This is a genomic window from Paraburkholderia lacunae (genome assembly GCF_003353175.1).
GTDB lineage: Bacteria > Pseudomonadota > Gammaproteobacteria > Burkholderiales > Burkholderiaceae > Paraburkholderia > Paraburkholderia lacunae.
The window spans coordinates 103,623-124,072 of the sequence record NZ_QHKS01000014.1 but is presented as its reverse complement, the minus strand read 5'-3'; the positions used below and the strand labels follow the sequence as shown (position 1 = coordinate 124,072).

The window sequence follows — 20,450 nt, the reverse complement described above, 5'->3', positions numbered from 1 at the left end:
GTACGCAAACGGTCCATTGCGCCGCGTCAGGCAAAAGAATCAAACAACGACGGTCTGAGCCTCGCCAACCGCGCTCTCGCGAATCACGCCGATCTTCCAAACCTGCTCACCGGCGGCAGCCAGCACCTCAATCGCGGCATCCGCATCGGCAGCGGAAACAACCACAGCCATCCCGATCCCGCAATTAAACACGCGGTGCATTTCAGCATCGGCCACACCACCGTGTTCCTGCAGCCACGAGAACAGCCGCGGCAACGGCCACGCCCGATGATCCAGCTCTGCCGTCAAACCATCACGCAACACCCGCGGAATATTTTCGACCAGCCCGCCGCCGGTGATATGCGCCATACCCTTCACGGCAACCTGCTGCATCAGGGACAGCAACGGCTTTACATAAATATGCGTAGGCGCCATCAATGCATCAGCCAATGAGCGCCCGTCAAAATCGGCATTCAAATCAGGCTGCGCACGCTCAATGATCTTCCGCACAAGCGAAAAACCATTCGAATGAATCCCGCTCGACGCCAGACCGAGCACCACATCGCCCGGGGCAATCGTGCTGCCGTCGATAATCTTGCTCTTTTCGACCGCGCCGACCGCAAAACCGGCCAGATCGTACTCGCCGTCCGGATACATGCCCGGCATTTCAGCCGTCTCGCCGCCGATCAGCGCGCAACCGGCCAGCTCGCAGCCGTGCGCAATACCCTTGACGACCGTTGCCGCCGTGCCGACGTCCAGCTTGCCGCAAGCGAAATAATCGAGGAAGAACAGCGGTTCGGCACCCTGCACGAGGATGTCGTTGACGCTCATCGCCACCAGATCCTGGCCGACCGTGTCATGTTTGTTCAGCTGAAACGCCAGTCGCAGCTTGGTGCCGACGCCGTCGGTACCCGAAACCAGCACCGGCTCGCGGTATTTCTTCGGCACCTCGAAGAGCGCGCCAAATCCGCCGATGCCACCCAGCACGCCGTCGCGCATCGTCTTTTTGGCAAAGGGCTTGATCGCGTCGACAAGGGCGTCGCCCGCGTCGATGTCCACGCCGGCGTCGCGATACGACAAACCTTGGGCCGAATCGGTTGAACTCGGGGCGGATTTCGGTTGATTCATGGGGAAGAGCTCGAAGGTCGGTAAAATGCGATTTTACCCGATGCCGGCCGGTTGGCTGGACTTTCACCCGCGCCAACCACCTGGGAAACGCATTTTGCAGCAAACCCCTCCGATTCTGACACCCGTTCAGCGCCGCGCCTTCATCTGGCTAGCCATTGCGCTGGGCGTCGGTATTCTGCTGTGGCTACTGAGCCCGGTCCTCACGCCGTTCCTGCTCGGAGCGATTCTCGCGTACATTCTGCAGCCGGGCGTCGCCTGGATGGTACGCCGGCGCGTGCCGCGCGGACTCGCCGCCTTGCTGATGATGCTGCTCTTCTCGCTGCTCATGACGATGCTCGTGCTGCTGGTGCTGGCCGTCATCCAGAAGGAAGGCCCGCAGCTGAAGCAGCAGGTGCCGGTATTTTTCGCGCACGTCAGCGCGTGGCTGCAGCCGAAACTCGCCCTGCTGGGTCTCGCCGATTCGCTCGATTTCGCCAGCATCCGCGATCTCGTGATGGGACAACTGGAAGGCAGTGCGCAGACCGTCGCTCGCTACGCGTGGACGTCGATCCGCACCAGCGGCAACATGATGATCACACTGATCGGCAACGTCGTGATGGTGCCGCTCGTGCTGTTCTATCTGCTGTACGACTGGAACCGCATGCTCGCGCGCATGCAGATCGTGGTGCCGCGCCGCTGGCTCGACAAGACCCTGCAACTCGCCCGCGACATGGACCAGATGCTGTCGCAATACCTGCGCGGCCAGTTGCTCGTGATGGCGGTGCTCGCAGCCTACTACGCGATCGCGCTGACCATTGCCCGCTTCGAGATTGCCTTGCCGGTCGGCATTTTCACGGGTCTCGCGGTGTTCATCCCGTACATCGGTTTTGCAACCGGTCTGGCGCTGGCGCTGCTCGCGGCACTGCTACAGTTCGGTGACTGGTACGGCTTTGGCGCGGTCGCGGTGATTTATGGAATCGGCCAGATCGTGGAGAGCTTTTACCTCACGCCGCGGCTGGTGGGCGAACGGATCGGTCTGCACCCGCTTGCGGTCATCTTCGCGTTGCTCGCGTTCGGCCAGCTGTTCGGCTTTTTCGGCGTGTTGCTGGCGCTGCCGGTCAGCGCAATTCTATCGGTGGCATTGCGCGAGTTGCGCCAGAGCTACCTGACGAGCACGCTTTACAACAACTGACTGTTTTCGGCCCGAGGCACGGGCCATTGCGGCCTGCGCCTCATTTTCGGCATTAACCTACTGTGCTTCGTCAACTGACGCTCGATCTCGGCACCCCGCCGCCATCGACATTCGACAATTTCTTCGCCGGCGCCAACGCCGAGCTGGTCACGCGGCTGCGCGAGCTGGACAACGCGCTCGCGGCCGGCCCGGTGGCCGACCGCACCTTCTACCTCTGGGGCGAAGCCGGCAGTGGCCGCACCCATCTGTTGCAGGCGCTCGTCCACGAAGCGCCGCCGGGCCATGCGCGCTATGCCGGTCCGCAAAGCAGTCTCGCTGCCTTTGCCTTCGACCCGCGCGTCGCACTGTACGCGCTCGACGATTGCGACGGGTTGTCGGCCGCACAGCAGATCGCCGTCTTCAACCTGTTCAACGAAGTGCGCGCGCATCCGACCAGCGCGCTGGTCGCCGCCGGCAACGCGCCGCCGATCGGCATGACGGTGCGCGAAGATCTGCGCACGCGCCTCGGCTGGGGTCTCGTGTTCCATCTCGCGCCACTGCCGGACGACGGCAAGGCCGCGGTGCTGAAACACGCGGCGCGCGAACGCGGCATCATGCTCGCCGACGACGTCCCCGCCTACCTGCTCACGCATTTTCGCCGCGACATGCCGAGCCTGATGGCGCTGCTCGACGCACTCGACCGCTTCTCGCTCGAACAGAAACGCGCCGTCACGCTGCCGCTGCTGCGCACCATGCTGGCATCGCCCGACGCCGACGAGCGGCGCACGGCGCCCGCCTCATCCGCTTCATCCGCCGCTTCAAGTAAAATAGGCCCCCATGGCTAATCTCGCACTCTTCGACCTCGATCACACGCTCATCCCCACCGACAGCGACCACGAATGGGGCCGCTTCATGGTGAAACACGGCATGGTCGATGCGGAAAATTTCGCGCGTGAAAACGACCGCTTTTTCGCCGACTACAAGGCCGGCAAGCTCGACATTCACGCCTATCTGATCGCCATGCTCACGCCGCTCGCGAAATACACGCGCGCGCAGCTCGCGGACTTTCACGCGCAGTACATGCACGAGGTCATCAAGCCGGCGATCTTTCCCGCCGCGCTCGAACTCGTGAAGCAGCACCGTGAGGCAGGCGATCTTTGCTGCGTCGTCACCGCCACCAACGAATTCATTACCCGCCCCATCGCGCAGGCCTTCGGCGTGGATGCGCTGATCGCCTGCGAAGCGGAAACCGTGGACGGCCACCCGCATTCGCCGTACACCGGCCGCCCCACCGGCACGCCGAGCTACAAGGAAGGCAAGATCGTGCGCACCGAGGCGTGGCTCGCCTCCCTCGGCAAAACCTGGAGCGACTTCGAGCACAGCTATTTCTATAGCGATTCGCACAACGACATCCCGCTGCTCGAAAAGGTCACCGATCCGATCGCGACCAATCCCGACGACACATTGCGCGCCCATGCGCAGGCCAAAGGCTGGCGCATCCTCGAACTCTTCCAACCCTCGTGATCAAAAAACTTATCCGCAAGCTATTCGGCCAGGGCCCGGCGCCCGCTGACGACACCTCGCCCGCCGAGGCCACAGCCGACGAAACCGGCGGCGCATCGGCACGCAGCGCGGCTGGCGCGTCCGGCGCCAACAAGGCACGCCGCAAACCGGCACGGCCCAGCGCCGCCAGAACCGTGCGCGACCCGGACGTGCCGGTCATCATTCCGCACGACGTCCACGGCATCGATCCCTCGCTGATCTCGAGGAACGCGATTCGCGTCACAGAAGGTTTGCAGCAGGCCGGCCACCGGGCGTTCATCGTCGGCGGTGCGGTACGCGATCTGCTGCTCGGCATCGCGCCGAAAGACTTCGACGTCGCCACCGACGCCACCCCCGAACAGGTGCAGAAGCTGTTCCGCCGGGCGCGCATCATCGGCCGCCGGTTTCAGATCGTGCATGTGCAGTTCGGCCAGGAAATCATCGAAACTTCGACGTTTCGCGCGCTGGTCGACCCGCCGGCGGCCGACGCCGCGCCGCCACGCCGCCTGAAGCGCGACGAGCTCGACCGCCGCACCCATGCGGTGGACGCCAGCGGCCGCGTGCTGCGCGACAACGTCTGGGGCGAGCAGCACGAAGACGCCACGCGCCGCGACTTCACGATCAACGCGATGTACTACGATCCGGCCACGCAAACCGTGCTGGACTACCACAACGGCATGGCCGACATGCGTGCGCGCCTGTTGCGCATGATCGGCGACCCGGCCACGCGCTATCGCGAAGACCCGGTGCGCATGCTGCGTGTGGTGCGTTTCGCCGCGAAGCTCGACTTCGAGATCGAAGAAGCGACCCGCACGCCGATCGTCAAAATGGCCGATCTGATCAACAACGTGCCCGCCGCGCGTCTGTTCGACGAGATGCTCAAGCTGATGCTCTCGGGCCATGCGCTGGCGTGTTTGAAACGCCTGCGCCAGGAAGGCCTGCATCACGGCCTGCTGCCGCTGCTCGACGTGGTGCTGGAGCAGCCCGTCGGCGAAAGATTCATCACGCTCGCGCTGACCAACACGGACACCCGGGTACGCGCCGGCAAGCCGGTGTCGCCGGGCTTCCTGTTCGCCACGCTCCTGTGGCACGACGTGCAGCAGCGCTGGCAACAATTTGAAGCGAACGGCGAATATCCGGTGCCCGCGCTGCATCGCGCGATGGACGAAGTCCTCGACATGCAAACCGAGAAACTCGCGATTCACAAGCGCTTCTCGTCGGATATGCGCGAGATCTGGGGCCTGCAGCTGCGTCTCGAGAAACGCTCGGGCCGCAGCGCGCTGAAGCTGCTGGAACACCAAAGATTTAGAGCGGGGTATGATTTCCTCCTGTTGCGCTGCGAATCGGGCGAACTGGACGAGTCAGTCGGTGCGTGGTGGACGGAGTTCATTGAAGGAGACGTCGCCGCGCGCGAGGCATTGCTGACGCACGGCGGGAAGGACCGAAGCCCCAGAAAACGCCGGCGGCGCAGCAGTGGCGCGAGAAACCGCACACCGGGTGACGGAATGGAGGGCGGCACGCCAGCCGAACGCACAGTCAACGAGGCGGGCCACAACGGCTCACACGAAGACTGACGCGGCGTTCGCTGAAGCCGTCGAACGATAGTTGCAGGAAGTTATGCCATGACGGTTGCTTATCTCGGCCTCGGCGCGAATCTCGGGGACGCGCGCCAGACCCTGAAAGACGCGGTGGTGTGCCTCGCACAACAGCACACCATCACCGTGCTCGCCAAGTCGAGCCTGTATCGTACTGCCCCGATCGACGCGGGCGGCGACGACTATTTCAACTGCGTCGTCAAGGTCGATACGACGCTCCCCGTGCGCCATCTGCTGGCGCTGTGCCATAAGATCGAGCATCAGTTCGGCCGTGAGCGGCCGTTTCGCAATGCACCGCGCACGCTGGATCTGGACATCCTGCTCTACGGCGATCAATCGATCGACGAAGCCGATCTGATCGTGCCGCATCCGCGTCTGATCGAACGCGCTTTTGCCCTCGTACCGCTAGTCGAAATCGATGCGGCGCTGATCATCCCGCTACATGGGCGCGCCGACACACTGCTTGCCGGCGTCGCCGACCAGCGCATCGAAAAGGTCAGGTCGCACTGTCAGTGCCCGATGCTCGATGCATTGGCTGCCGGCAACGGCACGCCGGCTAAAGGCCGATGCGAATGAACACGCCGCCGCTCACCGTCACTGCGCCGCAACTGCATCCGCCATTCGGCTATCTCGCGATCGAAGGGCCGATCGGCGTCGGCAAGACGTCGCTTGCACGCCGTCTCGCCGAGCGCTGGTCGATGCATGAACTGTTCGAGCGTCCGCAGGACAATCCCTTTCTTGAACGCTTTTATCGCGACACTGCGCGTTACGCGCTGCCCGCGCAATTGCATTTCGCCTTGCAACGGGCGCGCCAGGCGCAGGAAGTCGCCGCGGCGCAGCTATCCGGCACGCCGCTGATCGCCGACTTCATCACGCAGAAGAACGACATTTTCGCGCGTCTGACGCTGCAGGAGGACGAGTGGCAGTTGTATCGCGCGCTTGCCGCGCACATCGACGTGAGCGCGCCAGCGCCGGATTTCGTCGTCTATCTGCAAGCGAGTCCCGAGGTGCTGTTCGCCCGCATTCAGAAGCGCGCGGTACCGATGGAGTTGCAGATCTCCGATGCCTACCTGCATGCGCTGTGCGACGCCTACAACGAGTTTTTCTATCACTACGACCAGACGCCGGTGCTGACGGTCAACGCTGAACATCTGAATCCGCTCGACTCCGACGCGGACCTTGCGTTGCTCGCCGAGCGCATCGGAACCATGCGCGGCCGCAAGGAATTCTTTGTCAAAGGCACGTCGCTGTAAGCCGCGCGGCCTCCTCTTCTTTTCCAACGGATTGACTCCATGACCTATTTGCAGGAAGCGAGCCGGAACGCCATCACCGTGCCGAAACTGCAGGCGATGCGCGACGCCGGTGAGAAGATCGCCATGCTCACCTGTTACGACGCAAGCTTCGCCGCACTGCTTGATCGCGCGGGCGTCGACGTGCTGCTGATCGGCGACTCGCTCGGCAACGTGCTGCAAGGCCAGAGCACCACCCTGCCGGTGTCGCTCGCGGACATCGCGTATCACACGGCGAGCGTCGCGCGGGCGCGGCCGTCGGCGCTGGTGGTGGCCGACTTGCCGTTCGGCACGTACGGCACGCCGGAGGATGCCTTCAGGAGCTCAGTCGAATTGATGCGCGCGGGCGCGCAGATGGTGAAGCTCGAAGGCGGCGAATGGCTCGCGGACACGGTGCGCTTTCTGGTCGAGCGTTCGATCCCGGTGTGCGCGCACGTCGGTTTGACGCCGCAATCGGTGCATGCGTTCGGCGGTTTCAAGGTGCAAGGCAAAACCGAAGCGGGTGCGAGCCAGTTGCTGCGCGATTCGCTCGCCGTGCAGGACGCCGGTGCGCAACTGATCGTGATGGAAGCGATTCCGACGCTGCTCGCAAGCGAAGTCACGAAGCAACTGCGGATTCCGACGATCGGCATCGGCGCGGGTCTGAACTGCTCGGGTCAGGTGCTGGTGCTGCACGACATGCTGGGAATCTTCCCCGGCAAGCGGCCACGCTTCGTGAAGGATTTCATGCAGGGACAGCCGAGCATTCTGGCTGCTGTCGAAGCGTATGTGCGCGGGGTGAAGGACGGCTCGTTTCCCGGGCCCGAACACACGTTCTGATCACCCTGGTGGCGAACCGGATAAGTCCGGCAGCACACTAGCGCGCGTTTTGACACAGATCCGATATCGCATCAAAACCCGGTCGTCTATCTTCGTCTACCTGTTAACGCGGCACTGCCGCCAGCCGAAGAGAGATGACCATGAGCCCCTTTTGCCTGATCGACGTCGCGGAAATACGCGACCACACCACCGCACCGCATGACGTGCGTGAATCGACCTGGCACGCGCGCCTGACCGACTGGATGGCGCGCCTGCTCCACGTTCGCCAGCGCTGAGGCGTAGCCGGGGACGCGCCGCTCGAACCGGCAGCGCGTATCCTCTCGGCCTCAGTCCACAATCCGTGCCGGTACTGCGCCACGCAGTGCGTTGCACACCAGAAGCGCCTCGGCATTCTGCACATCGGCTCGAGTCAGCACACGCTGCGCGGCGTGAAGGCCGGTGTCCTCGAGCAGCACACTTCGCATGATCCCGGGCAGCACGCCAGACTCAAGCGGCGGCGTCCACCACTGCCCCGCCAGTTTCACGAACACGTTCGAGCGGCCGCCTTCGGTCAACTCGCCTCGTTCGTTGAAGAACAACGTGTCGAATGCGCCCTTCGCTTCCGCTTCGCGCCAGCCGCGATCGTATTCCGCGCGACGGGTGGTTTTGTGGCGTAACAGCGGATCGTTCGCCTCCATCGTGGCGAACCCATGCTCAGGCGCCAGCAGTACGCCGGCGGTTGGTTCGGCTAGTGGCGCCAACACCGCAGCGGTTATCTGCACCGCGCCGCTTTTGTTCAGCGCAAGGCGTACGCGATGCGGCGTTTGCGCCGACAGCGCCGCGCATGTCCCCGCGAGCGACGTGCGGATTCCGTTCCCGTCGAACTTGAAACCCAGCGTTGCGGCACTCGCCGAAAGTCGCGCGAGATGGCGCGACAGATGCCGCACGCCTTCTTCCCGCGTCGCGTACATCGTTTCGAAGAGTTCGAAGCCCGGCTCGGCGCCGGTCAGAAAACTGGCCTTCAATTGGCACTCCGCAAATTCGTCGGCGGCGACGCTGTCGAGCACGATGCCCGCGCCGACGCCCATCGTGCCGTGACGCCCGCCGTCCTGGGTGACTGCATTCAGCGTCAGCGTACGGATCGCGACCGACAGGCAGAAGTCGCCGCAAGCGTTATCGTTTGAATGGGCGGCAGGTGCATCGAGCCAGCCGATCGCACCGGTGTAGAGACCACGCTGCGTGCTTTCGAGCGTATCGATCAGTTGCATCGTGCGATGCTTCGGCGCGCCGGTTATCGAGCCGCACGGAAACAGCGCCCGCATGATGCCGGCAAACGACGTGTGCGCGCGCAAAGTCGCATGCACGGTCGACGTCATCTGCCACACCGACGCATAAGGCTCGACCGAAAACAGCGCGGGCACGCTGACCGAACCTGTCTGCGCCACGCGCGACAGGTCGTTGCGCAGCAGATCGACAATCATCACGTTTTCGGCGCGGTTCTTGGGATCGTTGGCGAGGAACTGCGCTGCCTCGCGATCGGCCGTCGGATCATCCGAACGCGGCGCGGTGCCTTTCATGGGCCGGGCGCGCAACATGGCGCCCTCCTTCTCGACGAACAGTTCCGGCGAGCAGGACAGCACCCACCTGTCGTCCGGCAACGCGATCAGCGCGCCGTATGGAACAGGCTGACGGGCTCTTAGCCGGCGATAGAGCGCCGTTGGCGAGCCGAATACGTCGAAACCGAGCCGATACGTGTAGTTGACCTGATATGAATCGCCTGCGCGCAGGGCGCCATGAATTGCCTCGATCGCTTCGTTGAACTGCGCTGGTTCGACGCTTGCGCGCACATTCGCCGTGCCCGCCACCGACGCCTCAGCCGCGCCGCCGTCGCGCCGCAGCAGCCACGCATCGACTTCGTCGCGGGAGAGCTTTGCACAACGCTCGAACAATAAAAAACGCAGCGCGGCATCGCCACGCTGCGTTTTATCCAATCCCGAACCAACGACGTCCCCGAGGACGAGATTCCGGCCGAATTCATAGTCGGCGAGCACGACGGCATGCAAACCGCGCCGCGTGTCAGCGGCCACGGCTTCGCACACTGCTTCGAGTCGCGATGCGTCCGTACAGACCCGCTCATGCGCAAAACCTGTGTACAGACGACTCGAGCGGCGCGCCGCCGTTGCGCCGCAATCGTCGAGCAACGCGAAAACTGCGTCGCGCTCATCTGCCCTCATGCTTACCGCCAACTTCAAACTGCCATTAATCGAAGAAGCTCTTCACCCGATCGAACCAGCTCTTGCTTTGCGGGCTATGCCGCGCGCCGCCTTCCACCAGTGCCTTTTCAAACTGCTTGAGCAGATCGCGCTGCGGATCAGTGAGCTTGACCGGTGTTTCGACTTGCACATGCACGTACAGATCGCCGGCAATGCTCGAACGCAACCCCTTGATGCCCTTGCCGCGCAGACGGAACGTCTTGCCCGACTGCGTGCCTTCGGGCACGGTGAAGCTGGCGCGGCCCGCGAGCGTGGGCACTTCGATCTCGCCGCCTAGCGCCGCCGTGGTGAACGGAATCGGCATCTGGCAGTGCAGGTCGTCGCCGTCGCGCTCGAACACCGAGTGCTGCTTGATATGAATCTCGACGTACAGATCGCCCGACGGACCGCCATTGATGCCCGGCTCGCCGTTGCCGGCCGAGCGGATGCGCATGCCGTCGTCGATACCTGCCGGGATCTTCACTTCCAGCGTCTTGGTTTCCTTGACCTTGCCCGCGCCGTGGCAATGCACGCACGGTTCAGGAATGTAGGTGCCCGTGCCGTGACACTTCGGGCAGGTCTGCTGGATGCTGAAAAAACCCTGCGACATCCGCACCGAACCCGAACCGCTACAGGTCGGGCAGGTTTCCTGCTTGGTGCCGGGCTTGGCGCCCGAACCGTGACAGATTTCGCACGATACCCAACTCGGCACGCGAATCTGCGTGTCGTAGCCGTGTGCGGCCTGTTCCAACGTGATTTCCATGCTGTAGCGCAGATCGGCGCCGCGATACACCTGCGGGCCGGCACGGCCGCCACCGCCACGTGCGGCGCCACCGGCTGCCTGGCCGAAGATGTCGCCGAAAATATCGCCGAACGCATCGGCAAAACCGCCGAAGCCTTGCGCACCGGCTCCGCCCATATTCGGATCGACGCCCGCATGGCCGTACTGATCGTACGCGGCACGCTTTTGCGAGTCCGACAGCATTTCATAGGCTTCCTTCACCTCTTTGAAATGCCCTTCCGAATCCTTGTTGCCCGGATTGCGGTCGGGGTGGTGCTTCATCGCCAGCTTGCGATAAGCCTTCTTGATTTCGTCGTCGCTCGCGTTCTTTGCGACGCCCAGAACCTCGTAGTAATCCCGTTTCGCCATATCGGTTCAACACCACTCGCGCAATGCGGCGCGGTGGCTCCTCTTGAATGCTGGAGTCTCACGACTCGTCCGGCCGCTGTTTTCCTCCGCCTTGCAGCGGTTCAAAACAACGCCCTCCATAAAACAAATGTGCCCGGAGAGCCGAAAAGGCTCGCCAGGCGTGATAACCGCTCTTGCACGTTCTGCTGCCCGACTAGGCGCAGTCCCTTGTGCAGCCGGGCCGCACACAGGGCTGTGTGCGGCTTTACGGTCGAAATACGACCTGGCTTCAGTTTTTCTTGACTTCCTTGAACTCGGCGTCGACCACGTCGTCTTCCGGCTGGCTTGCGCCACCCGCCGACGCGCCCGCACCTGCCGCGCCCGCTGCCGCAGCTTCGGCACCTTGCGCTGCCTGCATGTCGGCGTACATCTTCTCGCCCATCTTCTGCGAGGTTGTGGCCACCGCTTCGATCTTGGCTTCGATGGCGGCCTTGTCGCTCGAACCGCTCTTCAGCGCTTCTTCGAGGTCCTTCAGCGCGGATTCGATCTTTTCCTTCTCGCCGGCATCCAGCTTGTCGCCGTATTCGGTGAGCGCCTTCTTCGTGCTGTGGACCAGCGCGTCGCCCTGATTGCGGGCATCGGCCAACTCACGCAGCTTGTGATCTTCTTCCGCGTTCGCTTCGGCGTCCTTCACCATCTTTTCGATTTCAGCTTCGGACAGACCCGAGTTCGCCTTGATCGTGATGCGGTTTTCCTTGCCGGTTGCCTTGTCTTTCGCGCCGACGTGCAGAATGCCGTTCGCGTCGATGTCGAAGCTCACTTCGATCTGCGGCGTGCCGCGCGGTGCCGGCGGGATGCCTTCCAGGTTGAACTCGCCCAGCAGCTTGTTGCCCGCTGCCATTTCGCGTTCGCCCTGGAACACCTTGATCGTCACGGCGCTCTGATTGTCGTCAGCCGTCGAGTAGACCTGCGCATGCTTGGTCGGGATCGTGGTGTTCTTGTTGATCATCTTCGTCATCACGCCGCCGAGCGTTTCGATGCCGAGCGACAGCGGGGTCACGTCGAGCAGCAGAACGTCCTTGCGGTCGCCCGACAGAACCTGGCCTTGAATCGCGGCGCCAACGGCGACGGCCTCGTCCGGGTTCACGTCACGACGCGGGTCCTTGCCGAAGAATTCCTTAACCTTTTCCTGCACCTTCGGCATGCGGGTCATACCACCGACCAGAATCACGTCGTCGATTTCGCCGACCTTCACGCCTGCGTCCTTGATGGCCACGCGGCACGGTTCGATGGTGCGCTCGATCAGCTCTTCAACCAGCGCTTCCAGCTTCGCACGCGTGATTTTCAGGTTCAGGTGCTTCGGACCCGACGCGTCGGCCGTGATGTACGGCAGGTTGATTTCGGTTTGCTGGCTCGACGAGAGCTCGATCTTCGCCTTTTCAGCCGACTCCTTCAGGCGTTGCAGCGCGAGCACGTCTTTCGACAGATCGACGCCCTGCTCCTTCTTGAACTCGCCGATGATGTAATCGATGATGCGCTGGTCGAAGTCTTCACCGCCGAGGAACGTGTCGCCGTTCGTGGACAGCACTTCGAACTGCTTTTCACCGTCGACATCCGCGATTTCGATGATCGAAATGTCGAAGGTGCCGCCGCCCAGGTCATACACCGCGATCTTGCGGTCGCCCTTCTCGTTCTTGTCGAGGCCGAACGCGAGCGCCGCGGCGGTCGGTTCGTTGATGATCCGCTTCACTTCCAGACCGGCGATGCGGCCTGCGTCTTTGGTAGCCTGGCGCTGGCTGTCGTTGAAGTACGCAGGAACCGTGATCACAGCTTCCGTGACCGTCTCGCCGAGGTAGTCTTCAGCGGTCTTCTTCATCTTGCGCAGCACTTCCGCGGAGATTTGCGGCGGGGCCAGCTTCTGATCGCGCACTTCGATCCATGCGTCGCCGTTATCGGCCTTCATGATCTTGTACGGCATCAGGCCGATGTCCTTCTGCACTTCTTTTTCTTCGAAGCGGCGGCCGATCAGGCGCTTGACCGCATACAGCGTGTTCTTCGGGTTCGTGACCGACTGACGCTTCGCAGGCGCGCCAACGAGAATCTCGCCGTCTTCCATGTAAGCGATGATCGACGGCGTGGTGCGCGCACCTTCCGAATTCTCGATCACCTTGACCGAATTGCCTTCCATGATCGCCACGCACGAGTTGGTCGTGCCGAGGTCGATGCCGATAATTTTGCCCATTTTTACTAATCTCCTAACTTTGATCGCTGCGGGAAGCGCCTTTTTTGCCCATCTGGCGGCAAGGCACTCCGCTCTCAATTCATACCTGCACCCAACATGAGTGCGTCCGCATCGTTTTCAAGACCTCTTTTGCGATACGGTCTTTAATTTTTTTCAATCAGCCGAACTTTTTCCGCTTTTGTCGCTACCTGACGCGACGCCGTCCGCATCGGCCGCCCGGATTTTTCCCGCGCGGCCGCGACCGCCGCCTCGAATTGCGCAAGGCCGCGCCAGCCGGTTGCCCGGCCGAGCCGTTTGCCGCGATGGAAGGAGAACCACGTGGGCACCCCATGAAGCGGGAAGCGGCGGCCCAGTTCGCGGTGCTCGTAGACGTTGCCGTGGAACCCTCCGGGACCGAGCGCCCGAATCGCGTCCGGCTGCGCCAGCATTGCCTTCCTGGCGATCTCTCAGTTGAAGCAGTCGAGACCCCGGAAAAACACCACGGCCAGTTCATCCCCGGCTTCGGCTAGCCCTGCGTCGAACACGGCAAACGCGGTGGCGTCGACGGGAATATTGGTCATGACGGGTGCGTGCCGGCGCAAGACCACCCGCAGCGCATTACTTCGGCTGCGCGACGGTCACGAGCGCCGGACGCAGCACGCGGTCGGCGATCACGAAGCCCTTTTGCAGCACGGCGACAACGGTGTTCGGCTCCTGTTCGGCCGGCACCATCGAAATGGCCTGATGGCGGTGCGGATCGAACTTCTCGCCGACCGGGTTCAGGGCGACGACGCGGCCCTTTTCCAGTGCGCCGGTAAGTTGGCGCAGCGTTAGTTCGACGCCTTCGCGAACTTTCTGCAGATCGTCGGACGAGTGAGCGACCGCCGCTTCCAGGCTGTCGATCACCGGCAGCAAATGCTCGGCGAAGCTTTCGATCGCGAACTTATGAGCCTTGGCCACATCCTCCTGAGCGCGGCGGCGCACGTTTTCGGTCTCGGCCTTCGCCCGCAGGAAGCTCTCCTGCAGTTCGGCGATCCTGGCTTGGGCTTCAGCCAGCTCGGCCTCGACGCCGGCAGCCGGCGACTCGGTGGCAGCAGCTACGGCCGCGTCCTGCTGGGATGCTGCGGCCTCGGCGGCCTGGCGCGCGGTTTCGTCGGCGGGCGTGGGATTCTGGCTCGTCGGGTTCTCTTGCGTGTTTTCCATGTCGCTGAAAGTCGTTAAAAAATAAAAGCCAATGGTGGCGGCAGTGCCCCAGAGCTGACGCAGTTTGTGCGTTGCAAAATTGCGACAGACAACTTGGCGCGTTACCGCATATCGAAACGGCAGGTGGGGCCTGAAAGACCCATTTCAAGCGCCTCTGCCGGAACTTTTCGCACGAGGGATCTCCCGAGGAAATGCCCGGTTACAACCATTATCGTGCCGCAATCAGATTCAGATTGAGTACGCACGACAAGTGGCCTATGCTCCATTAAAGCGTCGGAAAAGACACGTTAACCCTAATCTGACGTAAGCCTTTCCGACAATCTGCAATTCCAACCGATTAGCCTGTTTCCGTCCTGCATCATCTTCCCAAGGGGAGCACCGTGAAACTGACCTTTGCAATATCGGTGGTCGCATTGGTACTGATCGCGGGCACCACGACCATCTGCATGTCCGGGGCCGTCAACGATCACACCACCGAATACGGCGGTGTGCACGCCACGATGGAACAGCTGTTCAATCCCCACCTGAAAATTTGTCGATGATGCGCCGGTCGCGCTTGGTCGGCCGGCCGTGCAAAGCGGCGGCCGGCTCGCGATACGTCTTGCGCCGTTCCTGCTCCACCTGCCGCCTGGCCTTGCTCTCCCCGGTTTCCGCATAAAGCGTCTGCGCGACACTCGCGGGGCCGCGCACATCGCACACGCCCAGCACTTCCACCTGCCAGACAGTCCGCTCGATCTCGATTTCGACCAGATCGCCGACACGCACGTCCTTAGCGGGCTTGACGCTGGCGCCGCCGATGCGGACGTGGCCTTTGTCGACCGCATCCGCCGCCAGCGAGCGCGTCTTGAAGAAACGCGCTGCCCAGAGCCATTTGTCGATGCGCAGCTTTGCGCCCGGTTCGGTTGAAACCTTGTAATTCATGAGCCCGCCTGCGCCCCCGCCGTATTCGGCACAGGCACCGCCTGCACCGGCCAGCCCTGCAAATTCTGCGCAACGATCTCGCCAAGCGCGGCAATCCATGCCTGCGAGGCATTGACACAGGGAATCCGGTGAAACTCCTTGCCGCCTGCATGCAGGAACTCGTCGCGCACTTCCATGCCGATTTCCTCAATCGTTTCAAGGCAGTCGGCGGTGAAGCCAGGGCAGAACACGTCGGTCCGCCGCACGCCCGCCGCGCCCAACTCTTTCAGTGTCGGCGCGGTGTACGGCTGCAGCCATTCGGCTTTGCCAAAACGCGACTGGAAGGTAATCCGGCATTCCACCTGCGTCAGTTCCAGCGCATGCATCAACAACGCGCCGGTTTGCTGGCACTGTTCGTGGTACGGATCGCCGAGATCGAGCGTGCGCTTTGGCACGCCGTGAAAACTGAGCACCAGCTTGTCGCCCGCCGCGAAGTCCGGACGGCCGTGCTGATGCCAGTAGTGATGCACCTGCGCGGCCAGTGCCGCGATGTACGCCGGATGATCGGCATACTGGCGCACCGTGCGGATTTCCGGTTGATTGCGCATCCGCTTGAGTGCCGAGAATGCCTCGTCGAAAGCCGTAGCCGTGGTCGACGACGAGTATTGCGGATACATCGGCATCAGCAGTACGCGCTCGGCGCCGGCCAGTTTCAACTGGTTCAGCATGGCCGGAATACCTGGCGTGCCGTAACGCATCGCGTAGTCGACCAGCACCGTGTAGTCGTTCAATTGCAGCAGATGGCGCAAACCCTCCACCTGCTTCTCCGTATACACGCGCAGCGGCGAGCCTTCAGGCATCCAGACAGCCGCGTACTTCTTCGCCGACGCACGGCCGCGGGACGGCAGAATCAACAGCCGCAGGATCACCTGCCAGATCAAGGCAGGAATCTCGACCACCCGCGGGTCGGACAGGAACTGCGCCAGATAGCGGCGAACGGCGCGCGGCGTCGGAGCGTCGGGCGTGCCGAGATTGATCAGCAACACGGCGACACGGTGCGACGTGGCGTTCTGCGAAGGCCGCTCGAGGTCGAAGCGCATAGGCAACAGGGAGTACCGCGCAAGGCGGAGAGTCGGTTTCAGGTGGGATTCATTATAGCGGCGTGGTCCATTGCGGGGTCCGGCTTGCCTCCTGGCCATTCGGCCGATTGGCAAGCCGCGCGCCGTCACGCATCATTTCCAGCAGGAAACGCCGCGGCCAATGCTTACTGCTGGCTGAGAGTCAGCGAAAGCAGGCGGGCGGTGATGTCGACAATGGGTATCACCCGGTTGTAGGCCATGCGAGTGGGTCCGATCACGCCCAGCGTGCCGACGATCTTGCCGTTCACCTCGTACGGCGCGGTGACGACGCTCATTTCCTCGATCGGCACGAGATTCGACTCGCCGCCGATGAAAATCTGCACCCCCTGGGCGTGACTCGAAACATCGAGCAACTGAAGGAGACTGGTCTTTTGGTCGAACACATCGAACAGCTTGCGCAGCCGCGCCATGTCCGACGACAGGTCGGCGACCTCGAGCAGATTGCGCTCGCCGGAGATCAGCACGGTCTCGCCGGTGTCGGATTCGTCGGTGCTGGCCGTGACGGCGGCGTGCATCAACGTGGTCATGTCGCCGCGCAGCTCGTCGATCTCTTCACGCAGGCGCCGGCGCACGTCGTCGAACGACAGGCCCGCGAAGTGCGCATTGATGTAGTTGGAGGCTTCAACCAGTTGCGACGGGGAGAAATCGCGCTGGGTCGCCATGATGCGGTTCTGCACGTCGCCCTCGGGCGTCACGATGATCAGCAGGATGCGCTTGTCGGACAGGCGCATGAATTCGATCTGCTTGAAGACGTGGCTGCGCCGCGGCGTCAGCACCACGCCGGCGAACTGCGACAGGTTGGACAGCACGCTGGCCGCCGCCGCGACGATTTTCTGCGGCTCGCCGGCCTGCAGCGTAGTCTTGACGGTACGGGTGACGGCTTCCTCGTCGGCGGCGGATTCGACGGTGAGCATCGTGTCGACGAACAGCCGGTAGCCGCGCGGCGTAGGAATGCGGCCCGCGGAAGTGTGCGGACTGATCACGAGCCCCAGATCCTCGAGGTCGGACATCACGTTGCGGATCGTAGCCGGGCTCAATTCGAGGCCGGAATAGCGTGACAACGTGCGCGAGCCGACGGGCTGACCTTCGGCGATATAGCGCTCGATCAGCGTTTTGAGGAGGGTCTGTGCGCGAGGATCTAGCATGACGAAAAATTTTAGCTCAATGCCGCGACTATCGCGAGCGCTAACGGCGCCAACCGCGTCAGGCGCTGACCATCGCGCCGCCGGTCGGCGGGGCGGCGCTTTGCAATTGATCCCGCACTTCGGCTGGCACTCCGCCCGGCGCCTCGCCGGCGGCCTGCCCGGCGAATCCGCCGCTGGCGCGCAGCCTTGCCACAGCCCACGCGCGTGTCATCAAGACTTCACCATTCTAACGATAATCGTGCAACGGGCTGGCAGGCTGCGTTGGCCGGCCCGCTCCCGGGTCTGTCTGCGGTTCTTTTCAGGCCCTACCTATGGTGTAATGCCGGCATGCAAGTGACCAGCCAGTTCAAGACCGTCGCGCTCGTCGGGCGCAACAATACGCCGGGCATCGGCGAGCCGCTGACCGCGCTCGCCTCGTGCATCGCCAGGCGTGGCTTCGACGTCGTATTCGAAGCGGAAACCGCCGCCGAAATCGGCATTACCGACTATCCGGCGCTGCGTCCCGCCGAGATCGGCGCGCGCGCCGACGTCGCGGTGGTGCTCGGCGGCGACGGCACGATGCTCGGCATCGGCCGCCAGCTCGCGCCATACCGCACGCCGCTGATCGGCATCAACCACGGGAGGCTCGGCTTCATTACCGACATCCCGATCTCCGACATGAGCGAGATCGTGCCGCAGATGCTGTCCGGTAACTTCGAGCGCGAAGAGCGCATGCTGCTCGAGGCGCGCATCATGCGCGGCGGCAACCCGATCTATCACGCGCTCGCCTTCAACGACGTGGTGGTCAACCGCAGCGGCTTTTCGGGGATGGCGGAGCTGCATGTGTCGGTGGACGGCCGCTTCATGTACAACCAGCGCTCGGACGGTCTGATCGTCGCCACGCCTACCGGCTCGACCGCCTACGCGCTGTCCTCGCAAGGACCGATCCTGCATCCTCAGCTGCAAGGCATCGTGCTGGTGCCGATCGCGCCGCACGCGCTGTCGAACCGGCCGATCGTGCTGCCGGACGACTCCAAGGTCAGCATCCAGATCGTCTCGGGCCGCGAAGTGAACGTCAATTTCGACATGCAGTCGTTCACCTCGCTCGAACTGGGCGACACGATCGAAGTGCGCCGTTCGCGCCATACGGTGCCGATGCTGCATCCGGTCGGCTACAGCCACTTCGCGACGCTGCGCAAGAAACTGCACTGGAACGAATACCCGTCGCACGAAGAAGATAGCTAGCCCTGAGCGGACCCGAACGAACCGGTACGACCGCCGCGGCCCGAAACTTTAAGCTCATCAGACGACCTCCATGCTTCGCCACCTCTCGATACGCGACTTCGTCATCGTCGCCGCGCTCGATCTCGAATTCGACAGCGGCTTTACCGTTTTCTCCGGCGAAACCGGCGCCGGCAAGTCGATCCTGATCGACGCGCTGGCGCTCGCGCTCGGCGCCCGCGCCGATGCGAGCGTGGTGCGCACCGGCGAGAGCCGGGCGGACATCACCGCCGAATTCGAGACGCATGCGCAGGTCGGGCAATGGCTCGACGAGCAGGCGTTCGGTGCAACGGCGGACGATGGCCAGCATGGCGGCACCGTGATGCTGCGGCGCGTGGTGGATGCCAATGGGCGCTCGCGGGCTTTCATCAACGGCACGGCGGCCACGCTCGCGCAGTTGCGCGAAGTCGGCGAGATGCTGGTGGATATTCACGGGCAGCACGCGCACCAGCTGCTGATGCGCCCGGATGCCCAACGCGAGCTGTTCGACACGCACGCCGGTCTCACCGAAAGCGCGGCAGCCGTCACGCGTGCATGGCGCACGTGGCGCGAAAAGGTCCAGGCCGTCGAGCACGCGCAAACCCGCGACCGCGAGTTGCAACTCGAACGCGAGCGGCTCGCGTGGCAGCTCACCGAACTGGACAAGCTCGCGCCGCAGCCGGGCGAGTGGGAAGAGGTCAACAGCGAGCATCGGCGCTTGTCGCATTCGGCCAACCTGATCGACGGCGTGCAGGGCGCGCTCAGTGCGCTGTCCGAATCGGACGAGGCGATGATCACGCATCTCTCGTCGATTGTCTCGAAGGTGCGCGATCTCGCGGAGATCGACCCGACATTGAACGACGTGCTGGCCTCGCTCGAACCGGCCGAGATCCAGCTGCAGGAAGCAGCGTATTCGCTGAGCCACTACGCGCAAAAGCTCGAACTCGATCCGGACCGGCTCGCGCAGGTCGAAAAGCGCCTCGACGCGTTGCACTCGGCCGCACGCAAATTCCGTTTGCAACCGGAAACGCTGCCCGAAGAACACGACGCGCGTCGCCAGCAACTGGCCGCGCTCGACGCTGCCGCCGATCTCGACAGCCTGCACGCCGCCGAAGCCAAGGCCAAGGAAGCCTTCCTCGCTGAAGCAGCCAGGCTGTCGAAGGCGCGCGCCAAGGCCGGCAAGGCTTTGGGCACGGCGGTGACCACCGGCATGCAGGAACTGTCGATGAAAGGCGGCAGCTTCGAAGTCGCGCTGGTACCGCTGCCCGAAGGTGGCGCGCACGGTCTCGAACAGGTCGAATTTCGCGTCGCCGGTCATGCCGGCGTGCCGTTGCGGCCGCTCGCGAAAGTCGCCTCCGGCGGCGAACTGGCGCGGATCAGCCTTGCGTTGGCCGTGATCGCCAGTGCGGCAAGCCCAACGCCAACCTTGATCTTCGACGAAGTGGATACGGGGATCGGCGGCGGCGTCGCGGAAGTGGTCGGCCGCTTGCTGCATCAGCTCGGTCAGGCGCGCCAGGTGCTGTGCGTCACGCACCTGCCGCAAGTGGCCGCGCGCGGCGACCATCATTTCCAGGTGGCGAAAGCGGGCAACGGCAAGGGCGGCACGGTCAGCAGCGTGACCTCGCTCGACCGCGCGAGCCGTGTCGAAGAAGTCGCACGGATGCTCGGCGGCCTCGCGATCACCGCGACCACCCGCAAACACGCGAAGGAAATGCTGGCGGCGTAGGCGGGCAGCGCGCAC

The 20,450-nt window shown here is 63.4% G+C and carries 20 protein-coding genes and 1 pseudogene; 11 read left to right on the top strand and 10 right to left on the bottom strand.

Translation table 11 applies throughout. The features are described 5' to 3' along the window. Positions 1-39 precede the first annotated feature (39 nt). On the bottom strand, positions 40-1,107 hold the full coding sequence (gene purM, locus DLM46_RS22080) for a phosphoribosylformylglycinamidine cyclo-ligase (RefSeq protein WP_115103815.1): 1,068 nt from the start codon (positions 1,105-1,107) through the stop codon (positions 40-42). A gap of 94 nt (positions 1,108-1,201) precedes the next feature. Between purM and DLM46_RS22075 the strand changes: the two genes are divergently transcribed. From DLM46_RS22075 to DLM46_RS40975, 8 genes are all read left to right on the top strand, one after another. Beyond that, entirely contained in the window at positions 1,202-2,278 is a 1,077-nt protein-coding gene (locus DLM46_RS22075) for an AI-2E family transporter (RefSeq protein ID WP_115103942.1), read from the top strand. 62 nt (positions 2,279-2,340) lie between these two features. After that, positions 2,341-3,102, top strand: coding sequence for a DnaA regulatory inactivator Hda (gene hda, locus DLM46_RS22070; RefSeq protein WP_115103812.1), 762 nt, complete (start codon positions 2,341-2,343; stop codon positions 3,100-3,102). After that, a complete protein-coding gene (locus DLM46_RS22065; RefSeq protein WP_115103810.1) occupies positions 3,095-3,781 on the top strand; it encodes a histidinol-phosphatase in 687 nt (228 codons plus the stop codon). The genes hda and DLM46_RS22065 overlap by 8 nt, the downstream gene beginning before the upstream one ends. Next, entirely contained in the window at positions 3,778-5,373 is a 1,596-nt protein-coding gene (gene pcnB, locus DLM46_RS22060; protein WP_115103807.1) for a polynucleotide adenylyltransferase PcnB, read from the top strand. The genes DLM46_RS22065 and pcnB overlap by 4 nt, the downstream gene beginning before the upstream one ends. A gap of 48 nt (positions 5,374-5,421) precedes the next feature. Further along, positions 5,422-5,970, top strand: coding sequence for a 2-amino-4-hydroxy-6-hydroxymethyldihydropteridine diphosphokinase (gene folK, locus DLM46_RS22055; RefSeq protein WP_115103805.1), 549 nt, complete (start codon positions 5,422-5,424; stop codon positions 5,968-5,970). Then, complete coding sequence (locus tag DLM46_RS22050) at positions 5,967-6,647, top strand: deoxynucleoside kinase (protein ID WP_115103941.1); 681 nt, start codon at positions 5,967-5,969, stop codon at positions 6,645-6,647. The genes folK and DLM46_RS22050 overlap by 4 nt, the downstream gene beginning before the upstream one ends. Positions 6,648-6,686: 39 nt before the next feature. Further along, complete coding sequence (gene panB, locus DLM46_RS22045) at positions 6,687-7,502, top strand: 3-methyl-2-oxobutanoate hydroxymethyltransferase (protein WP_115103802.1); 816 nt, start codon at positions 6,687-6,689, stop codon at positions 7,500-7,502. 140 nt (positions 7,503-7,642) lie between these two features. Continuing rightward, positions 7,643-7,777, top strand: coding sequence for a hypothetical protein (locus tag DLM46_RS40975; RefSeq protein ID WP_279635213.1), 135 nt, complete (start codon positions 7,643-7,645; stop codon positions 7,775-7,777). Positions 7,778-7,828: 51 nt separating this feature from the next. Here the strand turns inward: DLM46_RS40975 and pabB are convergent, their stop codons facing one another. The 5 genes and pseudogenes from pabB to grpE form a co-directional block, all read right to left on the bottom strand. Beyond that, a complete protein-coding gene (pabB, locus tag DLM46_RS22040; RefSeq protein WP_115103800.1) occupies positions 7,829-9,715 on the bottom strand; it encodes an aminodeoxychorismate synthase component I in 1,887 nt (628 codons plus the stop codon). A 25-nt stretch (positions 9,716-9,740) separates the two neighbouring features. Continuing rightward, positions 9,741-10,883 (bottom strand): molecular chaperone DnaJ, encoded by a 1,143-nt coding sequence (gene dnaJ / locus DLM46_RS22035; RefSeq protein WP_115103799.1) that lies wholly within the window; start codon positions 10,881-10,883, stop codon positions 9,741-9,743. 268 nt (positions 10,884-11,151) lie between these two features. After that, complete coding sequence (gene dnaK, locus DLM46_RS22030) at positions 11,152-13,104, bottom strand: molecular chaperone DnaK (protein WP_115103798.1); 1,953 nt, start codon at positions 13,102-13,104, stop codon at positions 11,152-11,154. A gap of 153 nt (positions 13,105-13,257) precedes the next feature. Next, positions 13,258-13,664, bottom strand: a pseudogene (locus DLM46_RS22025) (thioredoxin family protein). A 37-nt stretch (positions 13,665-13,701) separates the two neighbouring features. Continuing rightward, positions 13,702-14,286 carry a nucleotide exchange factor GrpE gene (gene grpE / locus DLM46_RS22020; RefSeq protein ID WP_115103797.1) on the bottom strand — a complete coding sequence of 195 codons (585 nt, stop codon included), beginning with the start codon at positions 14,284-14,286 and terminating at the stop codon, positions 13,702-13,704. A 380-nt stretch (positions 14,287-14,666) separates the two neighbouring features. Between grpE and DLM46_RS39555 the strand changes: the two genes are divergently transcribed. After that, positions 14,667-14,828 carry a hypothetical protein gene (locus DLM46_RS39555; RefSeq protein WP_165848039.1) on the top strand — a complete coding sequence of 54 codons (162 nt, stop codon included), beginning with the start codon at positions 14,667-14,669 and terminating at the stop codon, positions 14,826-14,828. Here DLM46_RS39555 and DLM46_RS22015 read toward each other — a convergent pair. The 4 genes from DLM46_RS22015 to DLM46_RS39550 all read right to left on the bottom strand — a co-directional run bounded on the left by DLM46_RS22015 (position 14,800) and on the right by DLM46_RS39550 (position 17,681). Continuing rightward, a complete protein-coding gene (locus DLM46_RS22015; RefSeq protein WP_115103796.1) occupies positions 14,800-15,207 on the bottom strand; it encodes an RNA-binding S4 domain-containing protein in 408 nt (135 codons plus the stop codon). The two genes, DLM46_RS39555 and DLM46_RS22015, sit on opposite strands and share 29 nt — an antisense overlap. Continuing rightward, positions 15,204-16,286 carry a ferrochelatase gene (gene hemH / locus DLM46_RS22010; protein ID WP_115103795.1) on the bottom strand — a complete coding sequence of 361 codons (1,083 nt, stop codon included), beginning with the start codon at positions 16,284-16,286 and terminating at the stop codon, positions 15,204-15,206. The genes DLM46_RS22015 and hemH overlap by 4 nt, the downstream gene beginning before the upstream one ends. Before the next feature lie 164 nt (positions 16,287-16,450). Then, entirely contained in the window at positions 16,451-17,470 is a 1,020-nt protein-coding gene (gene hrcA / locus DLM46_RS22005; protein WP_115103794.1) for a heat-inducible transcriptional repressor HrcA, read from the bottom strand. Positions 17,471-17,528: 58 nt separating this feature from the next. Continuing rightward, entirely contained in the window at positions 17,529-17,681 is a 153-nt protein-coding gene (locus DLM46_RS39550; RefSeq protein ID WP_165848038.1) for a hypothetical protein, read from the bottom strand. A gap of 116 nt (positions 17,682-17,797) precedes the next feature. Here DLM46_RS39550 and DLM46_RS22000 point away from each other — a divergent pair, with 116 nt between their 5' ends. Both DLM46_RS22000 and recN read left to right on the top strand, forming a co-directional pair. After that, positions 17,798-18,694, top strand: coding sequence for an NAD kinase (locus tag DLM46_RS22000; protein WP_115103793.1), 897 nt, complete (start codon positions 17,798-17,800; stop codon positions 18,692-18,694). 70 nt (positions 18,695-18,764) lie between these two features. Further along, positions 18,765-20,435: a DNA repair protein RecN gene (gene recN, locus DLM46_RS21995; RefSeq protein WP_115103792.1), complete on the top strand. Its 1,671-nt coding sequence runs from the start codon at positions 18,765-18,767 to the stop codon at positions 20,433-20,435. Positions 20,436-20,450 lie beyond the last annotated feature (15 nt).